This window comes from Caulobacter sp. DWR2-3-1b2 (assembly GCF_049896345.1).
Classification (GTDB): domain Bacteria; phylum Pseudomonadota; class Alphaproteobacteria; order Caulobacterales; family Caulobacteraceae; genus Caulobacter.
The window spans coordinates 304,086-320,612 of record NZ_JAFCUC010000001.1 but is presented as its reverse complement, the minus strand read 5'-3'; the positions used below and the strand labels follow the sequence as shown (position 1 = coordinate 320,612).

13 protein-coding genes are annotated in these 16,527 nt (G+C 67.0%); 7 read left to right on the top strand and 6 right to left on the bottom strand.

What is annotated here, in order from left to right:
• Positions 1-58: 58 nt before the first annotated feature.
• From ACP694_RS01555 to aguB, 3 genes are all read left to right on the top strand, one after another.
• Positions 59-2,536 (top strand): TonB-dependent receptor, encoded by a 2,478-nt coding sequence (locus ACP694_RS01555; protein ID WP_426011264.1) that lies wholly within the window; start codon positions 59-61, stop codon positions 2,534-2,536.
• Positions 2,537-2,684: 148 nt separating this feature from the next.
• Positions 2,685-3,689: an agmatine deiminase family protein gene (locus ACP694_RS01550; RefSeq protein WP_426009890.1), complete on the top strand. Its 1,005-nt coding sequence runs from the start codon at positions 2,685-2,687 to the stop codon at positions 3,687-3,689.
• Positions 3,689-4,567, top strand: coding sequence for an N-carbamoylputrescine amidase (aguB, locus tag ACP694_RS01545; RefSeq protein WP_426009889.1), 879 nt, complete (start codon positions 3,689-3,691; stop codon positions 4,565-4,567). The genes ACP694_RS01550 and aguB overlap by 1 nt, the downstream gene beginning before the upstream one ends.
• A 137-nt stretch (positions 4,568-4,704) precedes the next feature.
• Here the strand turns inward: aguB and ACP694_RS01540 are convergent, their stop codons facing one another.
• Positions 4,705-5,514, bottom strand: a complete 810-nt coding sequence (locus ACP694_RS01540; protein WP_426009887.1) for an acid phosphatase — start codon at positions 5,512-5,514, stop codon at positions 4,705-4,707.
• Between the two features lie 139 nt (positions 5,515-5,653).
• Here ACP694_RS01540 and ACP694_RS01535 point away from each other — a divergent pair, with 139 nt between their 5' ends.
• Both ACP694_RS01535 and ACP694_RS01530 read left to right on the top strand, forming a co-directional pair.
• Positions 5,654-7,699, top strand: coding sequence for a TonB-dependent receptor (locus ACP694_RS01535; protein WP_426009885.1), 2,046 nt, complete (start codon positions 5,654-5,656; stop codon positions 7,697-7,699).
• Positions 7,700-7,859: 160 nt separating this feature from the next.
• Positions 7,860-8,648, top strand: a complete 789-nt coding sequence (locus ACP694_RS01530; protein WP_426009884.1) for a SapC family protein — start codon at positions 7,860-7,862, stop codon at positions 8,646-8,648.
• Positions 8,649-8,709: 61 nt separating this feature from the next.
• On the opposite strand, the gene ACP694_RS01525 is transcribed toward ACP694_RS01530, so the two are convergent.
• The gene (locus ACP694_RS01525; protein ID WP_426009882.1) at positions 8,710-9,102 is read right to left on the bottom strand and encodes a MaoC family dehydratase; all 393 of its coding nucleotides are present in this window, start codon (positions 9,100-9,102) and stop codon (positions 8,710-8,712) included.
• A gap of 133 nt (positions 9,103-9,235) precedes the next feature.
• On the opposite strand from ACP694_RS01525, the gene ACP694_RS01520 reads away from it, so the two are divergent.
• Positions 9,236-11,404, top strand: coding sequence for a protein-disulfide reductase DsbD family protein (locus ACP694_RS01520; protein ID WP_426009881.1), 2,169 nt, complete (start codon positions 9,236-9,238; stop codon positions 11,402-11,404).
• Positions 11,405-11,504: 100 nt separating this feature from the next.
• Here ACP694_RS01520 and ACP694_RS01515 read toward each other — a convergent pair whose 3' ends face one another.
• Entirely contained in the window at positions 11,505-12,008 is a 504-nt protein-coding gene (locus ACP694_RS01515; protein WP_426009879.1) for a hypothetical protein, read from the bottom strand.
• Positions 12,009-12,119: 111 nt separating this feature from the next.
• On the opposite strand from ACP694_RS01515, the gene pgi reads away from it, so the two are divergent.
• Entirely contained in the window at positions 12,120-13,739 is a 1,620-nt protein-coding gene (gene pgi / locus ACP694_RS01510) for a glucose-6-phosphate isomerase (protein WP_426009878.1), read from the top strand.
• A 146-nt stretch (positions 13,740-13,885) separates the two neighbouring features.
• Here pgi and ACP694_RS01505 read toward each other — a convergent pair whose 3' ends face one another.
• The 3 genes from ACP694_RS01505 to ACP694_RS01495 form a co-directional block, all read right to left on the bottom strand.
• Positions 13,886-14,098 carry a hypothetical protein gene (locus ACP694_RS01505; RefSeq protein ID WP_426009876.1) on the bottom strand — a complete coding sequence of 71 codons (213 nt, stop codon included), beginning with the start codon at positions 14,096-14,098 and terminating at the stop codon, positions 13,886-13,888.
• A gap of 695 nt (positions 14,099-14,793) precedes the next feature.
• Positions 14,794-15,306 (bottom strand): DUF4411 family protein, encoded by a 513-nt coding sequence (locus ACP694_RS01500; protein ID WP_426009875.1) that lies wholly within the window; start codon positions 15,304-15,306, stop codon positions 14,794-14,796.
• Position 15,307: 1 nt separating this feature from the next.
• The gene (locus ACP694_RS01495; protein ID WP_426009873.1) at positions 15,308-16,483 is read right to left on the bottom strand and encodes an ImmA/IrrE family metallo-endopeptidase; all 1,176 of its coding nucleotides are present in this window, start codon (positions 16,481-16,483) and stop codon (positions 15,308-15,310) included.
• Between the last annotated feature and the right edge of the window lie 44 nt (positions 16,484-16,527).

Below are 16,527 nucleotides of genomic sequence, written 5' to 3'. Positions count from 1 at the left end.
TGGTCAGTCGGGCTCCATGCGCCCCTTCGCGACCGGAATAAGGGGATAAATCAAGATGATGACGAAAAAGCTCGCCTGCCTGGCGTCGACCGCTTTGGTCGGTAGCCTGCTGAGCGCCACCGCCGCCATGGCCCAGTCGACCGGCACCGACGCCGTCGAACAGGTCGTGGTCACCGCCTCGACCTTGAAGAACCAGAACGGCGCAATCGTCGCCCAGACGGTGCCGAAGTCGCGTTCGACCGTTACCCAGGACTTCATCGCCCGCCAGGTTCCCGGCCAGACCATTCTGGACTCGCTGAACCTGCTGCCCGGCGTGAACTTCACCAACAACGACGCCTACGGCTCGGCCGGTGGCGACATCACCATTCGCGGCTTCGACTCGCAACGCGTCGCCCTGCTGCAAGACGGCATTCCGCTGAACGACAGCGGCAACTACGCCATCTATCCGAACCAGCAGATGGACTCGGAACTGATCTCCAAGGTCGACGTCAACCTGGGCACCACCGACGTTGACAGCCCCACGGCCGCGGCCGCCGGCGGCACCATCAACTACGTGACCCGCAAGCCCACTGGCGATTTCGGCGGCGTGTTCGAAGCCCAGGCCGGCGAAGGCAACTTCCGCCGCTTCTTCGGCGTGATCGACACTGGCAAGATCGGCCCCTTCGGCACCAGCGCCTGGTTCAGCGCCGCCGACGCCATCAACGACGTGTTCAACGGCCCCGGCAAGATTCACAAGCAACAGTACAATGCGCGGATTTATCAGCCGCTCGGCGACAATGGCGACTTCATCAGCCTGATCGCCAACTACAACGAAAACCGCAACAACTTCATCAACCGCATGTCGCTGGCCGCCTTCCAAGCCGGCACCGGCGTCGGATATAGCCGCGCCACCTCGGGCACCGCCTTGGCCGGTACCTGCAATCGCGCCACCCCGACGACCGGCGCGACCCCGCTCACTGGCGTGGACGTCGATGTCAACATCGGTACCTGCTACAAGTACAACATCAACCCGTCGAACACCGGCAACCTGCGCGGTCAATCGCTGTTCCACATCGGCGACAACTTCATCCTGACCGTCGATCCGTCGTTCCAATACACCCTGGCTAATGGCGGCGGTCGCGGCCTCTTCCGCGAAGCAGGCGTCCTTGCCGCCAACGGTCTGGTTCGCGGAAGCGCGGCCACGGGCGTTGATCTGAACGGCGACGGCGACCTGAAGGACACTGTCCTCCTCTATGCGCCGAACATAACGAACACCCGCCGCTATGGCGTCACCTCGTCGCTGATCTACAAGTTCGCCGACAACCAGAGCTTCCGCGTCGCCTATACCTATGACGAAGCTCACCACCGCCAGACCGGCCAGTTCACGACCTTCGACCTGGAAATGAACCCGAACGACGTTTTCGGCGGCAAAGACGGCTACGGCCAGGCGATCAAGCTGGCCGACGGCACCATCCTGCGCAAGCGCGACCGTGTCTCGGTCGCGACTCTGAACCAATTCTCGGTCGAGTATCGCGGCCGGATGATGGACGACAAGCTGTTGCTGAACGTTGGCCTGCGCGCCCCGTTCTTCAAGCGCCAGTTGCATAACTTCTGCTACCAGCAAGACACCTTCACCGCCTACTGCACCACCCAGACCCCGATCGCCGTCGCCGGCACGAATGACGGCAACGGTCAGACCCTGGTGACCTTCAACACTAACAATGCGAACGGCACGGTTACGCCCGGCACGACCCAGTACGGCCGTCCGCGCGAATTGACCCGCAAGTACGACAAGGTTCTGCCGAACCTGGGCGTCAGCTACGAAGTCGCCGACAATATGTCGGTCTATTTCAGCTACGCTGAGACCCTGTCGGCCCCGCGTACGGACGACCTCTACGACAAGAAGGCCACCAGCCCGGATCCAGAAATCGCCCACTCCTACGACCTGGGCTACCGCTTCCAGTCGCCGACCGTGCTGCTGGCCGCGTCGGTCTGGTATAACGACTTCACCAACCGCATCGAACGCGCCTTCAACGAACAGGACAACATCGCCTTCTCGGTCAATGTCGGCGACGTCAAGCTGAAGGGCTTTGACGCCCAACTGGGCTTCAAGCCGGTCGAGTATCTGAGCTTCTACAGCTCGTTCTCGTATGTGGACTCCGAGCTCCAGGAAAACATCCCCGGCACCTCGCTGGGAACGGTTCTTCCGACCAAGGGCAAGGAACTGTACGAGATTCCGAAGCTGCAAGGCTCGGTGCGGGTTGGCTGGGATATCACCGACGCGCTCAGCGTCGGTGTCCAGGCCAAGATGGTTGGCGAACGCTGGACCAACCTGACCAACACCGAAAAGGCTCCGCGCTACAGCCTGCTGGACCTGGACGCCCGCTACAAGCTGACCGACTTCGGCGGCATGAAGAACACGTACATCCAGTTAAACGTGAAGAACCTCGCCGACGAAAAGTACCTGGGCGACCTGGCGGTGAACCCGTCGGGCACGGGCGTTGGCCAGCCGGGCTATCCGCGCACGGCCAGCGTGACCCTGCACGCCGCGTTTTGAATCTCTAGAACCTCGTGAAAACAAAGAAGGGCGGTCCGGAAACGGGCCGCCCTTTTTCTTTTGTCGCAAGCCTTTGCTAGAAGCGACGCTTGACCCCGCGTCGGGTAAGGCCCATTTGCGCCTCCCGTTTCGATCCAGGTTTCCGTCCATGACCCCGACCGTTCCCGCCGAGTGGGCTCCGCACCGCGCCATGTGGGTGGGCTTTCCCAGCCATCCCGACGTCTGGCGCGAAGATCTCGACCAGGCCCAGGCCGAGGTCGCCGCCCTCGCGCGGGCGCTGGCCGGTCCGGGCGGCGAGCGTGTGCGCCTGATGGTGGTTGGCGATGAGGCCGAAGCCGCCGCCAAGGCCTTGCTGGGCGACGCCGCCGTCGAGATCGTCCGGGGCCAGTTCGGCGACATCTGGCTGCGCGACACCGGCCCGATCTTCACCGAAACCGCGGGCGGCGCCGTGGCGGCCGGCTTCCTGTTCAACGGCTGGGGCGGCAAGTACGAGATGGAGGGCGACGACATCGTCGCCGAGCAGATCGCCGCCGCCTCTGGCGCGCCCCTGACCCGCAACGCCTTCGTCCTCGAGGGCGGGTCGCTGGACCATGACGGCTCGGGCACGATCCTGACCACCCGCCAGTGCCTGCTGAACGCCAATCGCAACACCGACTGGGACGAGGCCACGGCTTCCGCCGCCCTGGCCGCCGCGCTCGGGGCCAAGAAGCTGTTGTGGCTGGGCGACGGCCTGCTGAACGACCACACCGACGGCCACGTCGACAACCTGGCCCGCTTTGTCGCGCCGGGCGTGGTGGCCTGCCCGATGGCCTTCGGGTCCGATGACCCCAATGCCGAGGTCTATGCCGAGACGGCCCGCACCCTGGCGGCCATGACCGACAGTCGGGGCTCGCCCCTGCAAGTGGTCCGCATCCCCTCGCCGGGCCGGATCCTCAACGCGGACGGCGACATCGTCCCGGCCTCGCACATGAACTTCCTGATCGCCAACGAGGCGGTGATCGTGCCGATCTATGCCGAGCAGTCGGGCGCCTTCGCCGTCGAGGTGATCGGTGGCCTGTTCCCCGAGCGCGAGGTCATCGGCCTGCCGTCCACCGCCATCCTGACCGGCGGCGGGTCGTTCCACTGCATCAGCCAGCAAGAACCGGAAGTCTAATGACCCGCACCCTGAGCGTCGCGGCCATCCAGACCTCGTACGGCATGGACCTGGCGGCCAACATCAAGAAGACCGAAGGCTTCATCCGCGAGGCCGCGGCGGGCGGCGCGCAGGTCATCCTGCCGTCCGAGCTGTTCCAGAGTCCTTATTTCTGCGTCACCCAGGAGGAGCGCTGGTTCGCGGAAGCTCACCCGTGGCGGGAGCATCCGGTGGTCAGGGCCATAGCGCCGCTGGCGGCCGAGCTGGGCGTGGTGATCCCGATCTCGATCTTCGAGCGCGAAGGCCCGCACTATTTCAACAGCCTGGTGATGGCCGACGCCGACGGGTCGATGCTGGGCGTCTATCGCAAGAGCCACATCCCCGATGGCCCCGGCTATCAGGAGAAGTACTATTTCCGTCCCGGCGACACCGGCTTCAAGGTCTGGGACACCCGATTTGGCCGCCTGGGCGTCGGCATCTGCTGGGACCAATGGTACCCCGAGGCCGCCCGCGCCATGGCCCTGCTGGGCGCGGAGGCCCTGTTCTACCCCACCGCCATCGGCAGCGAGCCGCATGATCCAAGCCTCAACACGACCCTGCCCTGGCAACGGGCGATGCAGGGTCACGCGGTGTCAAACGTGATCCCGGTGATCGGCGCCAATCGCATCGGCTTCGAGCCCTGGGAGAACTATCCCAACGGCGGCCAGACCTTCTACGGCTCCAGCTTCATCGCCGACCATCGCGGCGACCTGGTTAGCGAGCTGGGTCATGCCGAGGAGGGCCTGGTGGCCTCGACCTTCGACCTGGACTTCTTGCAGACTCACCGCGCGGCCTGGGGCTTCTTCCGCGACCGCCGGCCGGAGCTTTATGGGGCGTTGGCGGCGGCACGGCCGACCTAGGACAGCGGCTCACTCTCTTGCCCCCACCTGATGGCTTCGCCGTCTGTCCGCCCCCGTAGGGGGCGGAGCCTCGCCTACCTCTGAGCTCTTCCCCCATGGGGGAAGACGGTCGCGAAGCGACCCGCAGGGGGCAAGTGTCAGCCGGCAAGGCACCCCGTCGGCGCACCCATCGCCTGTGACGCCACCACCTCGGCCCGCGCCTCTTCCAGGTCGTTCATGAACTCGGCGTTCTGATGCAGCTTAGACACCATGGCCGAGCCCAAATAGCGCCCAGCCTCGACGTCGCTTTGATAGTGCACGCCGCAGATGATCCGGCTGTCGCCGAACGTCCGGCCGCGCGCCAGAATCGCGCTGGCACTGTCCGGCGCGACTTCGGAGATCACCAGTCCCCAGGACCAACCGATCAAGCCGTGCCCCGAGGGGTATGACCCGTCGGTCTCGATCCATTTCTCGCGCGGCACGCAGATCGGCTTGCTATTGCCCACCGGGGGCCTGGCGCGCTGGAACACCGCCTTGGTCGGCCGATAGATCGTCGCCGCGTCGGCCGTCATCCGCATCAACATTCGGGTCAGGGTCGGGGTCTTCTCTGGGCTGATCGTCACGCCGGCCGCGCAAGAGAAGCTTCGGAAACCGTACTTGCCGGATAGGTCAGCGTCGGCGATCGCCTGGGCCCAGGCGTGGGTGCCGGCGAATTTGCGGGTGTCGTTGAAGGTCATGCGGTCGGCCTTGCCGCGCGGCGAGGCTGGAGAGGGCGGCGGGCCGATGATGGTCGCGCCGTCCAGGCCCGTATCCGCGCCCAGATAGCCCTTGGGCGGCGCCGTCCAACTGGCCGAGGTCGCGGTCTGCGCGATCGGCGCGGCCTGTGGCGGGAACAGGTCTTGGAGCGAGGCGCAACTGGCCGTGAGCAGGCCGGCCAGGGTGACGGCGATCAGGGCGTTGCGGGTCACGGGCGGTATCCGTTCGTTCATCCGCCCACAGAACGGGGCGGATCGACCGCGTCAAGCACGAAGCGGCTTGACGAACAGATATGTTATTTCATAACGCTCCTTTTGACCGCTCCCCCGGTCAAGGTTCAGGATAGGTTTCATGCCCCGTCGGGTTCTTCTCTGCGCCGCGAGCCTTCTGGCGCTCGCTCTCGTCGCGCCTCTGGCCCACGCCGCCGATGTCCCAGCGCCTGTGATCGCCGACGCTCCTCGGCCGGATGTGGTCGATAGGGTCGTGGTCACCGCCGCGCCCTATGCGGTGTCGCTCGACACCATCACCAGCAGCGTCAACGTGGTGACCCGCGACCAGCTCGACGTCGCCGCGCCCGCCGGGATCGGCGACATGCTCAACGGCCTGCCGGGCTTGCGCTCCACATTCTATGGCCCCGGCGCCTCGCGGCCGGTAATCCGCGGCATGTCCGGACCCCGGGTGATGGTGCTGCAGAACGGGGTAGGCCAGGTGGACGCCAGCGCCCTGTCGCCCGACCACGCCGTGGCCAGCGATCCCGGAGAAGCCTCGCGCATCGAGGTGCTGCGCGGTCCCTCGACCCTGGCCTATGGTGGCTCCGGCATCGGCGGCGTGGTCAACATGATCGACGAGCGCGTGCCTTCGGCGCCGGCCACGACGGGTTTCGAGGGCCGGCTGTCGGCCTCGGCCTCGTCGGTGGACGACGGCTATGCCTACAGCACCGCGATCAAGGCGGGGAAGGGCCCGCTGGTGTTCGCCGCCGACCTCTCCAGCCGCCGCACCAAGGACTATGACGTGCCTGTCGCGCCCGTCTCCGACCGCCTGTCGGCCCGCGACGGCCTGACAGTCGATCCCGATCACGTGGTCAAGAACACCGACGTGGAGGTCGACGCCTACGGCGCCGGCGTCTCCTATGTCCATGAGCGGGGCTTCTTCGGCGCCTCGGTAAAGCGCACCGATACGACCTACGGCGTGCCCTACGAGCAGATTCTCGCCCCGATCGATCCCAACGCCGAAGGCCCGGTCTCCATCCACCTGCAGCAGACCCGCTACGACGTGCGCGGCGAACAGGCGCTGGACAACGCCTTGTTCGAGAAGATCCGCGTCTCGGTGGGCTATGCCGACTATCAGCACGCCGAGGTCAGCGTCGATACGGGCGCGGTTGGCACCCGCTTCCTGTCGGACGGCGTCGAGGGCCGCGTCGAACTGGTGCACCGCGAGCATGACGGCCACCAGGGCGCTATTGGCTTTCAGGGCCTGTCGCGCAATTTCGAGGCCATCGGCGACGAGGCCTTCGTGCCTTCGACCAAGATCAAGGAATATGGTGTTTTCACCCTGCAGCGCCTCGATCGCGGAACCTGGGGCGTCGACGCCGGCCTGCGCTTCGATACCCGGTCGCTGCAGACCCCGACCGAAAAGCGCGACTTCGACAATGTTTCCGGCTCGATCGGCCTGTTCCTGAAGCCGACCGACCAGTTGTTCTACGCCCTGACCCTGTCGCGCAACGGTCGGGCGCCGACCGAGTTTGAGCTGTTCGCCAACGGCCCGCACCCCGGCACCGGCGGCTTCGAGGTCGGCGACGACGACCTGAAGTCCGAGACCGTCACCTCGCTGGAAGCCACCGTCCGCTGGAAGGGCGACCGCCTGCGCGCCGAAGGTCACCTGTGGGCGGCCAGGTACGGCAGCTTCATCGAGGAGGCCCCGACCGGCGCGATCGAGGACGATCTGCCCGTCTATCAGTATTTCCAGACCAAGGCCGACTTCCACGGCGCCGAGTTCGAGGCTGGCTATGACGCCTGGCGCGGCGCGGCCCAGTCGATCCGGCTGGAAACCACGTTCGACTGGGTGCATGGGGCGACAGATGCAGGCACGCCCGCTCGGATCCCGCCCTGGTCGCTGGGCGGTTCGGTGATCTGGAGCGCGCCGCGTGTCGAGACCACGCTGGAGGTGCGCCGCGTCGCCGAGCAGGACCGGGTGGCGACCTTCGAGCTACCGACCGACGGCTACACGGTGGTCAATCTGAAGGCCACGTTCAAGCCGATCGCCGACTCGCCCTTGCGGCTGTTCGTTGACGGCCGAAACCTGACCAACGAAGAGATCCGCGAGCACGCCTCGTTCCTCAAGGACATCGCCCCGTCACCCGGGCGGTCGGTGCGGGCGGGGGTGGCCTGGAAGTTCTGAGCGGCGGCTTTTCCCGCTCAGGGTGAAATGAAGCCTGGCCTTGACCGTGAGGCGGAGGGGTCGATTGCGAGGCCTCTCCGGATCGGCTAGAAGCGCCGGACCTTCAAAGGCCGCCTGAGCGCAAGAGGCGTCCGTTCATTAGCCTTTTGTCGAGCTGTACATGGAAACGACCCAACCCGCCGGCGGCATCTCCGGCAACGTTCTGTTCTATTCTACGCCGGAGCCGCTGAACCGCGAGCAGCACGGCAAGCTCGGCCTCGTCCACAAGGACAAGCCCTACAGCTTCGCCGTGAATGGCACCGCCGTGCCGGTCGCCGTGACCGAGTTCGCGCCGTCGGCCCTGTCCTATCCGGTCATCTTCGCGGGCGAAGACCGCGTGCCTCTGGCCGTCATGGGCCTGAACACCGGCGAGAACCTGTTCATCAAGGCCGACGGCGGCTTCGAGGCGGGCGTCTATATCCCGGCCTATATTCGTCGCTATCCCTTCGTGCTGGCCAATGACGAGTCGCAGGACCGCCTGATCGTCTGCATCGACACCGCTTCGGACCTGCTGGCGGCCGGCGGCGACACCCCGCTGTTTGACGCTGCGGGCGAGCCGACCGAATACACCCAGAACTGCATCAAGTTCTGCGACGACTTCGAAATCGAGCGCCGTCGCACCGACTCGTTCGTGCAGTTGCTGAAGGATAACGACCTGTTCGAGCTGAAGAAGGCCTTCTTCACCCCGCAGGACGCCAACGGCGTGGCGGGCGAGCCGCAGGTCGTGGCCGAGTATTTCGGCGTCTCGGAAGAGAAGCTGAACGCCATGCCGGCCGACAAGATCAAGGAACTGCAGACCAGCGGCGCCTTGGCCCAGATCTACGCCCACCTGGTGTCGCTGATCGGCTGGGACCGCCTGGTCGCCCTGGCCATGACCCGCCAGCAGCAAGGCGCCGGCGTGCTGAACTAGGCTTCACGCCTTAAGGCGTCGGAAGGGCGGCGGATCCGGAAGGGTCCGCCGCCTTTTTCGTTCACCGGGCGAAGATGCTGCGGGTCAGGCACGAGAAGACTAGCCGTCCCGCCTCGTCGAGCAAGTCGTGCTGGGCGATGACGATGCCCTTGCCCTCGCCGACCGGGTCCTTGCCCATCACGGTCATCCGGCCGCGCAGCAGCTCGCCGGCCGGCGGGTTGCGCAGCCAGCGCAGGGCGTCGACGCCCACCCGCTTGGTTTGCGGCCACACTGCGGTGGCCTCGGCGTCGAGCTTGGACCAGATGGCGAAGACCATGGTGTCGGGCGCGCCGCTGGCCGCCGGCCAGCCGGGCTGGAAGGCGGCGCAGAACTGCTCCAGCGATTTGGCGTCGACGACGGTGGTCCCCAGCGAGACCACCTGACCGATCTCGATGTCGTCGAAGGCCGCGGGCATGGGCGAGTCACTCCTGGCAAGGCTGATCTTTGACCTGATCACGACGGCTTGACCATTGTCGAGAGCGCGCGGAGGGGTCATGTGTCATCCGCCCCCAATTGCCACCCCGTCTGGCCGCGCCCGGAACCCGTTCATGCGCCTTCAAAAGCTGCTCTCCGCTCTCCCCGTGCTGCTCGTCGCGATGCTCCTTGGCGCGCCCTTCCTGACAGGGCAGGCCGTCGCCCAGCCGGTGCAGTCGGGTCACATCGAGGTCGAGCTGGTTTCCCAGGAGGCCGGCGCCGCGCCGGGCGGGACTTTCTATGTGGCCCTGCGCCAGAAGATCATTCCCGGCTGGCACACCTATTGGCGCAATCCCGGCGACGCTGGAGACGCCACCAAGATCGTCTGGACCCTGCCGCCAGGCTGGACGGCGGGCGACATCGTCTGGCCCACGCCGGAGAAGAGCCGGGTCGGGCCGCTGCTCGACTATGCCTATACCGGCGAGGTGCTGCTGCCCGTGCCGATCACCGTGCCCGCCGACGCCCGCGTCGGCTCGGTCATCACCCTGAAGGCCGCCGTCGCCTTCCTGGTCTGCGAACAGGTCTGCGTGCCCGAGGACGCTGTCGTCACCCTGACCCTGCCGGTCGTGGCCGGCATGCCCGCCACGGATCCGAAATGGGGCGCCAAGGTCGCCGAGACCCTGGCCAAGGCGCCCAAGCCAGCCGGCCTGAAGGCGGTGTTCAGCCTGCAGGGCAAGCTCTTGAAACTGGCCGTGACCGGCGCGTCGCTCAAGGGCGCCGACGTCGCCGGGGCCTATTTCTATCCCTATTCCGGCAAGGTCATCGAGCACCCGCCAGAGCAGGGTATCGAGCGCGGCCCCGAGGGCCTGACCCTGTCGCTGACGCCCGGCTATGATTTCACCCAAGGCACGCCGCCAACCGAACTGGCCGGCGTGCTGGCCGTGGGCGGGGTCTCGTACGAGATCACCGCGACGCCCGGCGCGATCCCAGCCGACGCCGGCGGCCTGGGCGCGCCGGCCGCCGTCGCCAAGACCGGATCGCCGTCGGGCGCTAGCCTGGGCCTGCCTCTGGCCGTGGCCTTCGCCTTCCTGGGCGGGCTGATCCTCAACCTGATGCCGTGCGTCTTCCCGATCCTGTCGATGAAGGCCGCCAGCCTGACCGCCCATGCCCATGACGCCGGCAAGACCCGTGTCCAGGGCCTGGCCTTCCTGGCCGGGGTGGTCGTGACCTTCCTGGTCCTGGCCGGCGCCTTGATCGCGGTGCGGGCCGGCGGGGCGGTGGTGGGCTGGGGCTTCCAGCTGCAGTCGCCGGCCGTGGTCGCGGCCCTGTCGCTGCTGATGCTGCTGGTGGCGCTGAACATGTCGGGGGTGTTCGAGGTGGGCGCGTCCGTGCAAGGCGTGGCCTCGGGTTCCAGCGCCGACGGGATTGGCGGCTCGTTCCTGACCGGCGCCCTGGCCGTGGTCGTGGCCGCCCCCTGCACCGCGCCCTTCATGGCTGGGGCCCTGGGCTACGCCCTGACCCAGCCGCCGCTGCTGTCGCTGGCGGTGTTCCTGGGGCTGGCCCTGGGTTTCGCCGCGCCGTTCGTATTGCTGGCCTTCATCCCCGGCCTGCTGGCCCGCCTGCCGCGTCCGGGCCCCTGGATGGACGTGCTGAAGAAGGGCCTGGCCTTCCCGATGTACGCGACGGCCGCCTGGCTGGCCTGGGTGTTCAGCCAGCAGACGGGGTCGATCCCGCTAGCCTTGATCCTGGCCGCTGCCGTGCTCACCGCCTTCGCCGCCTGGCTGTATGGCCTGGCCCAAGGCCGCCGGATCGAGGGCAAGGGCGCGGTCGTCCCGTTCGGGATCGCGGCCCTGTCGCTGGTCGCGGTGGTTGCGCTGGTGATCGCCGCCGTCCGCGCCACCCCGGCCTCGGCGCCGGTGGCCGATGCGGCGAGCGCGCCGGCCGGTCCCGGCCTGGCCGCCGAGGTGTGGAGCCCCGAAAAGGTCGCCGCCCTACAAGCCGAGGGCAAGGTGGTGATGGTCGATTTCACCGCCGACTGGTGCGTGACCTGCAAGGTCAATGAGGGCACGGCCCTGAAGGGCCAGCGCGTCGTCGACGCCTTCAAGGCGGCGGACGCGGTCTATCTGAAGGCCGACTGGACCAAGCGCGACGCCGTCATCGCCGCCGCCTTGGCCGAGCACGGCCGAGCGGGCGTGCCGCTGTACCTGGTCTATCCCAAGAGCGGCGGGCCGCCGGTGGTGCTGCCGCAACTGCTGACCGAGGGGCTGGTCGTCGAGGCGATCGAGACGGCGGCGAAGGGCTAGAGCATTTTTCGAGCGAAGTGGTTCCGGTTCGCGTGAAGAAAAATGCGTCAAAACAAAAGATTAGAGCTCACGGCCTGGCGCAGTCAGGTCGGGAAATGCTCTAGGCCGCCGGCTGGGGCGGGGCGGTGATGACTTCGACATTGTCGTTGAGCAGATAGACCATGTCGCGCAGGGCTTGGTCCTGATCCTTGACGGTGGTGGCGGCGCCGACCGCCTGCAGCTTGCCGGGCAGGTCCTGGCTGATGCCGCGCAGGATGCATTTGAGGTCATCGACCGCGCCGCGTTCCTTCAGGGTGACGTGGCCCTTCATGTCCTGGGCCGATAGCTCGCCGATCGCGGCGCTGAACACGTCGAAGCCCTTCAGGGTTACAGCCGGCCCGGCGGCCTCGGTCGGCAAGGCCTTGCGGTAGGCCTCGGTCCGCGCCTTCAACCCGCCCGCACGCCGGATGATGTCGGCGAACAGCGGCTCGGCGGCCACCGAGGCCGGGGCGGGCGCCGGCTGGACCAGGGCTGGAACCGCCCCCGGCCCTGTGCTGACTTGGGCGTCGGGACTGAACGATGCCAACCACAACATTGCGGAAAAGGCGACGGCGTCACAGGACATGGCATGCTCCCCGCGAAAAACGTCATGGGTCTTCATGACGCGGCGGTATCGGTTTGATAAGCCCGGCCAGGTAAACGCCGATTTACCACGTTCACGAAAAAGGACCGCCGCATGGCCGATCTCGACGCCGCCTGGACCCGCCTGGAAGACGCAGCCCAGGCCGCCGGCGAAAAGCGTATCGTCCTGATGTTCGACGCCGAGCCCGGAAGGCTCGAGACCCTGACCCTGGACGTTGCCGGCCTGCACATCGACCTCTCCAAGCAAGCCTGGGACGAGGCCGGCCTCGAGGCGGCGCTCGACCTCGCCCATGCGGCCGATGTCGAGGGCGCCCGGGCCCGGATGTTTGGCGGCGAAGCGATCAACGGCTCCGAGGGCCGCGCGGTGCTGCACACCGCCCTGCGGGCCGACAAGGACGCGGCCTTCTCGGTCGCCGGCCAGTCGGTGATGGGCGAGGTCGAGGCCGTCCGCCAACGGATGAAGGCCTTCGCCGACGCCGTGCGGTCGGGCCAGATCAAGGGCGCGACCGGCAAGCCGTTCAAGGCCATACTGCACATCGGCATCGGCGGCAGCGACCTTGGCCCACGGCTGCTGTGGGACGCCCTGCGGCCCATCAAGCCCGCCATCGACCTGCGCTTCGTGGCCAATGTGGACGGCGCCGAGTTCGCCCTGACCACGGCCGACCTCGACCCCAGCGAGACCCTGGTGATCGTGGTCTCCAAGACCTTCACCACCCAGGAGACCCTGTCCAACGCCACCGCAGCGCGGGCCTGGCTGGCCGACGCGCTTGGGGAAAAGGGCGCCAACGCCCACCTGGCGGCGATCTCCACCGCCCTGGACAAGACCGCCGCCTTCGGGATCGCCGATGACCGGGTGTTCGGCTTCTGGGACTGGGTCGGCGGCCGCTATTCGCTGTGGTCGTCGGTCAGCCTGTCGGTGGCCGTGGCCTGCGGCTGGGAGGCCTTCGAGGGCTTTCTGGCCGGCGCCGCCGCCATGGACGCCCATTTCGCCAGCGCCCCCTTGGAGAAGAACGCCCCGGTGCTGATCGCCCTGGCCCAGATCTTCAACCGCAACGGCCTGGACCGCCGGGCCCGCTCGGTCGTGCCCTATTCGCACCGCCTGCGCCGCCTGGCCTCGTTCCTCCAGCAGCTGGAGATGGAGAGCAACGGCAAGTCGGTCGGTCCTGACGGCCTGCTGGTCAAGCGCGGCACGGCCACCGTGGTGTTCGGCGACGAGGGGACCAATGTCCAGCACGCCTATTTCCAGTGCATGCACCAGGGGACCGACATCACGCCGCTGGAATTCATCGGGATCGCCGCCTCCGACGAAGGCCCGGCGGGCATGCACGCCAAGCTGCTGTCCAACCTGCTGGCCCAGGCCGAATCCCTGATGGTGGGCCGCACCGAGGCCGACGTCCGGGCCGAGCTCGTGGCCAAGGGCGTGCCCGAGGCGCAGATCGCCACCCTGGCCCCGCAGCGCACCTTCGCCGGCAATCGCCCGTCCACCATGGTGGTGCTGGAGCGCCTGACGCCCCAGACCTTCGGCGCCCTGATCGCCCTCTATGAGCACAAGACCTTCGTCGAGGGGGTGATCTGGGGGATCAACAGCTTCGACCAGTGGGGCGTCGAGCTGGGCAAGGTGATGGCCGGCCGCATCCTGCCGGAGCTGGAGAGCGGGGCCGTCGGCAGCCACGATCCGTCGACGACGGCGCTGATCGCGCGGCTGAAGGGCTGAGCCCCGCCCCCTAGACCGCTCATCCCGGCGAATGCCGGGACCCAGATCCCAAAGCGGTGTGGCTGACGGGATGGGCGCCGCGCTCGTGGAACCCAGTCTGAGTTCTTCCACCTGGGTCCCGGCATTCGCCGGGATGAGCGGGATTTTTAGGGCTCCCCCTCCGCCTCCAGTTGGGCGTGAATCCGCGCCGCGTTCTGCTCGCTGAACCGCAGCAGCGCCAGCTTGAGGGCGCGGGCATGGGCGCTGTGAGCGGCGTCGAGGCGGGCCTTGAGTTGGGCGTCGGTGAGCTGGTCGTCGTCGACAGCGGCGAAGGCGGCCAGGTGATCATTGGCGGGCTTGGGCGGTTGAGGCTTGCTCATGGGGGATCTCCTTCAAGGGGTTGGGAAACGCGAGCGCGCAAGGGCGCCTTCCGCCGGGATGAGCCGGCGGGGCGGGGAGGCGGCGGAGCGTCCGGGCCATGCCCGGAAAGGATTTGTAGGAACACCGTTTCGGCCTGGGCCGGAGCGCTCCGCGCGGTCGGTGGACGAAAGCCTTCGGGTCGCGGATTTTTAACCCGCTCCGATAGAGGCCCCCGGCGGGCGGAGGGGCGGCAGCCCCGTCCGGACCGCGCGGGCGATTTCAGCCCGCGCCTGTGGCGACCGCCTGTCGGCTCCGAGGGGGTGTTCCCGGCGCCCGGTCCGGCCCGCCCGAAGCCCCATCCGAGGCCCCCACGTTCCGCCGACCAGGCCCTCCAGGCCCCCCGCAACCGGCCGACGGACACGCCCCGCTCGACCACCCCCACCCCCCGTCAGGTCGCCAGCTGGACGGCCTCCCCAGGGATGGGGCGACGGTGATTATGCGGGGGGTTTTGGGGGTGAAGGACGAGATTGTTGAAGCGCCCGTGTGAGCGGGGCGTAAGGGGTTGAAAGGGTTGGGGGCGGGGGTGGTCGATGCTCGTGGTGAAATGGGGATGGAGGGGGGCTTTGGGCTCCAAGCAGCTATCAGAACCACTTAGAAGCCGACATTCAGGACTTGGCCATCGCACCGGTAGGCACGACCTGCTCAAGCGCGCGGGTTAGGCCTTCCAGCCAGTGCGCCAGTCCAGTGCTCTTAGCATCGCGAAGGTATTGCAACAGGCCACGTCGAGGTCACGACAAGCATCGGGGATTTTCCTGCGGCCTCTCCGTTGCGTGTTTTTCGAGACCTCATTCGACACGACCGTCCTTGCCGCCGGCGCGGCCAAGCCATAAGCAATCAGGAACGGGTCGCGTCCAACTGTCTCTAGCTCGACGTCATCGAGATCTGCGGCGTACGCGGTTGCCAGAACCTGCTGAACCAGAGCCATGTCGGCCTCGCCTTCAAGTACCAGCGCGGCTTTGACGCCTTCGCCCTTCAGCCAGGCGAGAAGTTGGTCTTTCCCTTCATCGCCCGACCCTTCCATGACCTCTTCGAACACTTCAATGGGCATCTTGACCAAGCCGGCCTTGGCTTGGTGCAGCAACCACCCCCAGAACTCTGGAACCCGGTCGACTGGGTAGTAGGTGTTGTGGGCCGTGATCAGCACATTCGCGTCGATAAGATAGATCACGTTAGATCGCCGCTCCTGCGAACAGCGGCTCGACGTTTCTAGCCTTCACGCCGAGAATCTTTCCGGCTCGGGTCGGGGTCAGCGCGCCCTCGTCGAGATTTCGGCGAACCAACTGCAGCAGGGCGGTCCCCACCCGATGGCGCCGAACCACATAGTAGCTGGGACCATCTCCTCCACGCTCACGGGCTCGGCGCTCGTCACGGTCGCGAAGATATTCTTGCCGGAATACGCGGCTGATCTCTCGCCATCGCAACAGCCCCAGTCGGCCGATGAGCCGAAGCCGGTAGGCCACCATCTGTCGGCTGACGTTCCGCTGCACGGCGAATTCGCTGATGTCTCGCCGAAGGGCGGCATCGTCGACATCGACGGAGAAGAGTTCCAGTTCGATGCGCGGCAACAGGATCTCGCCGGCGACCTCGTTACAGAACGCCTCGATCACGACTTCGGGCGTACCTCCGCTGATGCCAGTGGCACCGATGGCGATATGGGCCAGCTCGTGCAGCAGTGTGAAAGCCCAGGCCACCTTGGCGTCCTGGTCGTTGATCACGATGAAAGGCGCGATGGGATCGGCCAGCGCAAAGCCGCGAAAAGCTTCGGGGTCGATGGCGCTGTGGTGAGAACCGAGGTTCCCCATAAGCAGGACGAAAGCGCCGGCACGTTCTGCGCTCGCGCGAAGATAGCTGAACGCGGCTTCGACGGTGCGTTCACGCCTGAACGCGGCCATGTCGAACTGCAGCCACTCAGTGAGACGCGCGGCGACCACGGCGGCACCCTCCTCACGACGGCTTGCGGCTACGGCGGCGATCTGTGGGGCCTCTTCTTCTTCAAGGAGCCCCCTCACCTCGCCTTGGCGCGCGCGGATGTCTCGGACGAGCGCATCTATCGCCGCTGCGCTGTCAATGCGTTGCTCCTCAGGCAGCGTGCGGAAGTCCTCGCCCCGCTCGGCCTGAATTGGAGGGTTGGGCAGATAAAAGCTCAGCAGCGGGCGACGATAGACGGTCGCCATCTTCAGAAGCACGGGACGGCTGGGTTCATCCTGCCCCCCCTCGAGTGCGGCCAATCGCTCTTCCGCCGTGCCGTTGCGGCCGTCGCGGAAACCCAGACGTGCGGCGGCGGCGGCGAGGTCCAGCCCCGACGTGGTCCGCGCCCAGCTCATGATTTCCGGATTAACCCGCATGCTTAAGCGTTGCCTGATAACTACGAACAAATCGAGAGCGTCGG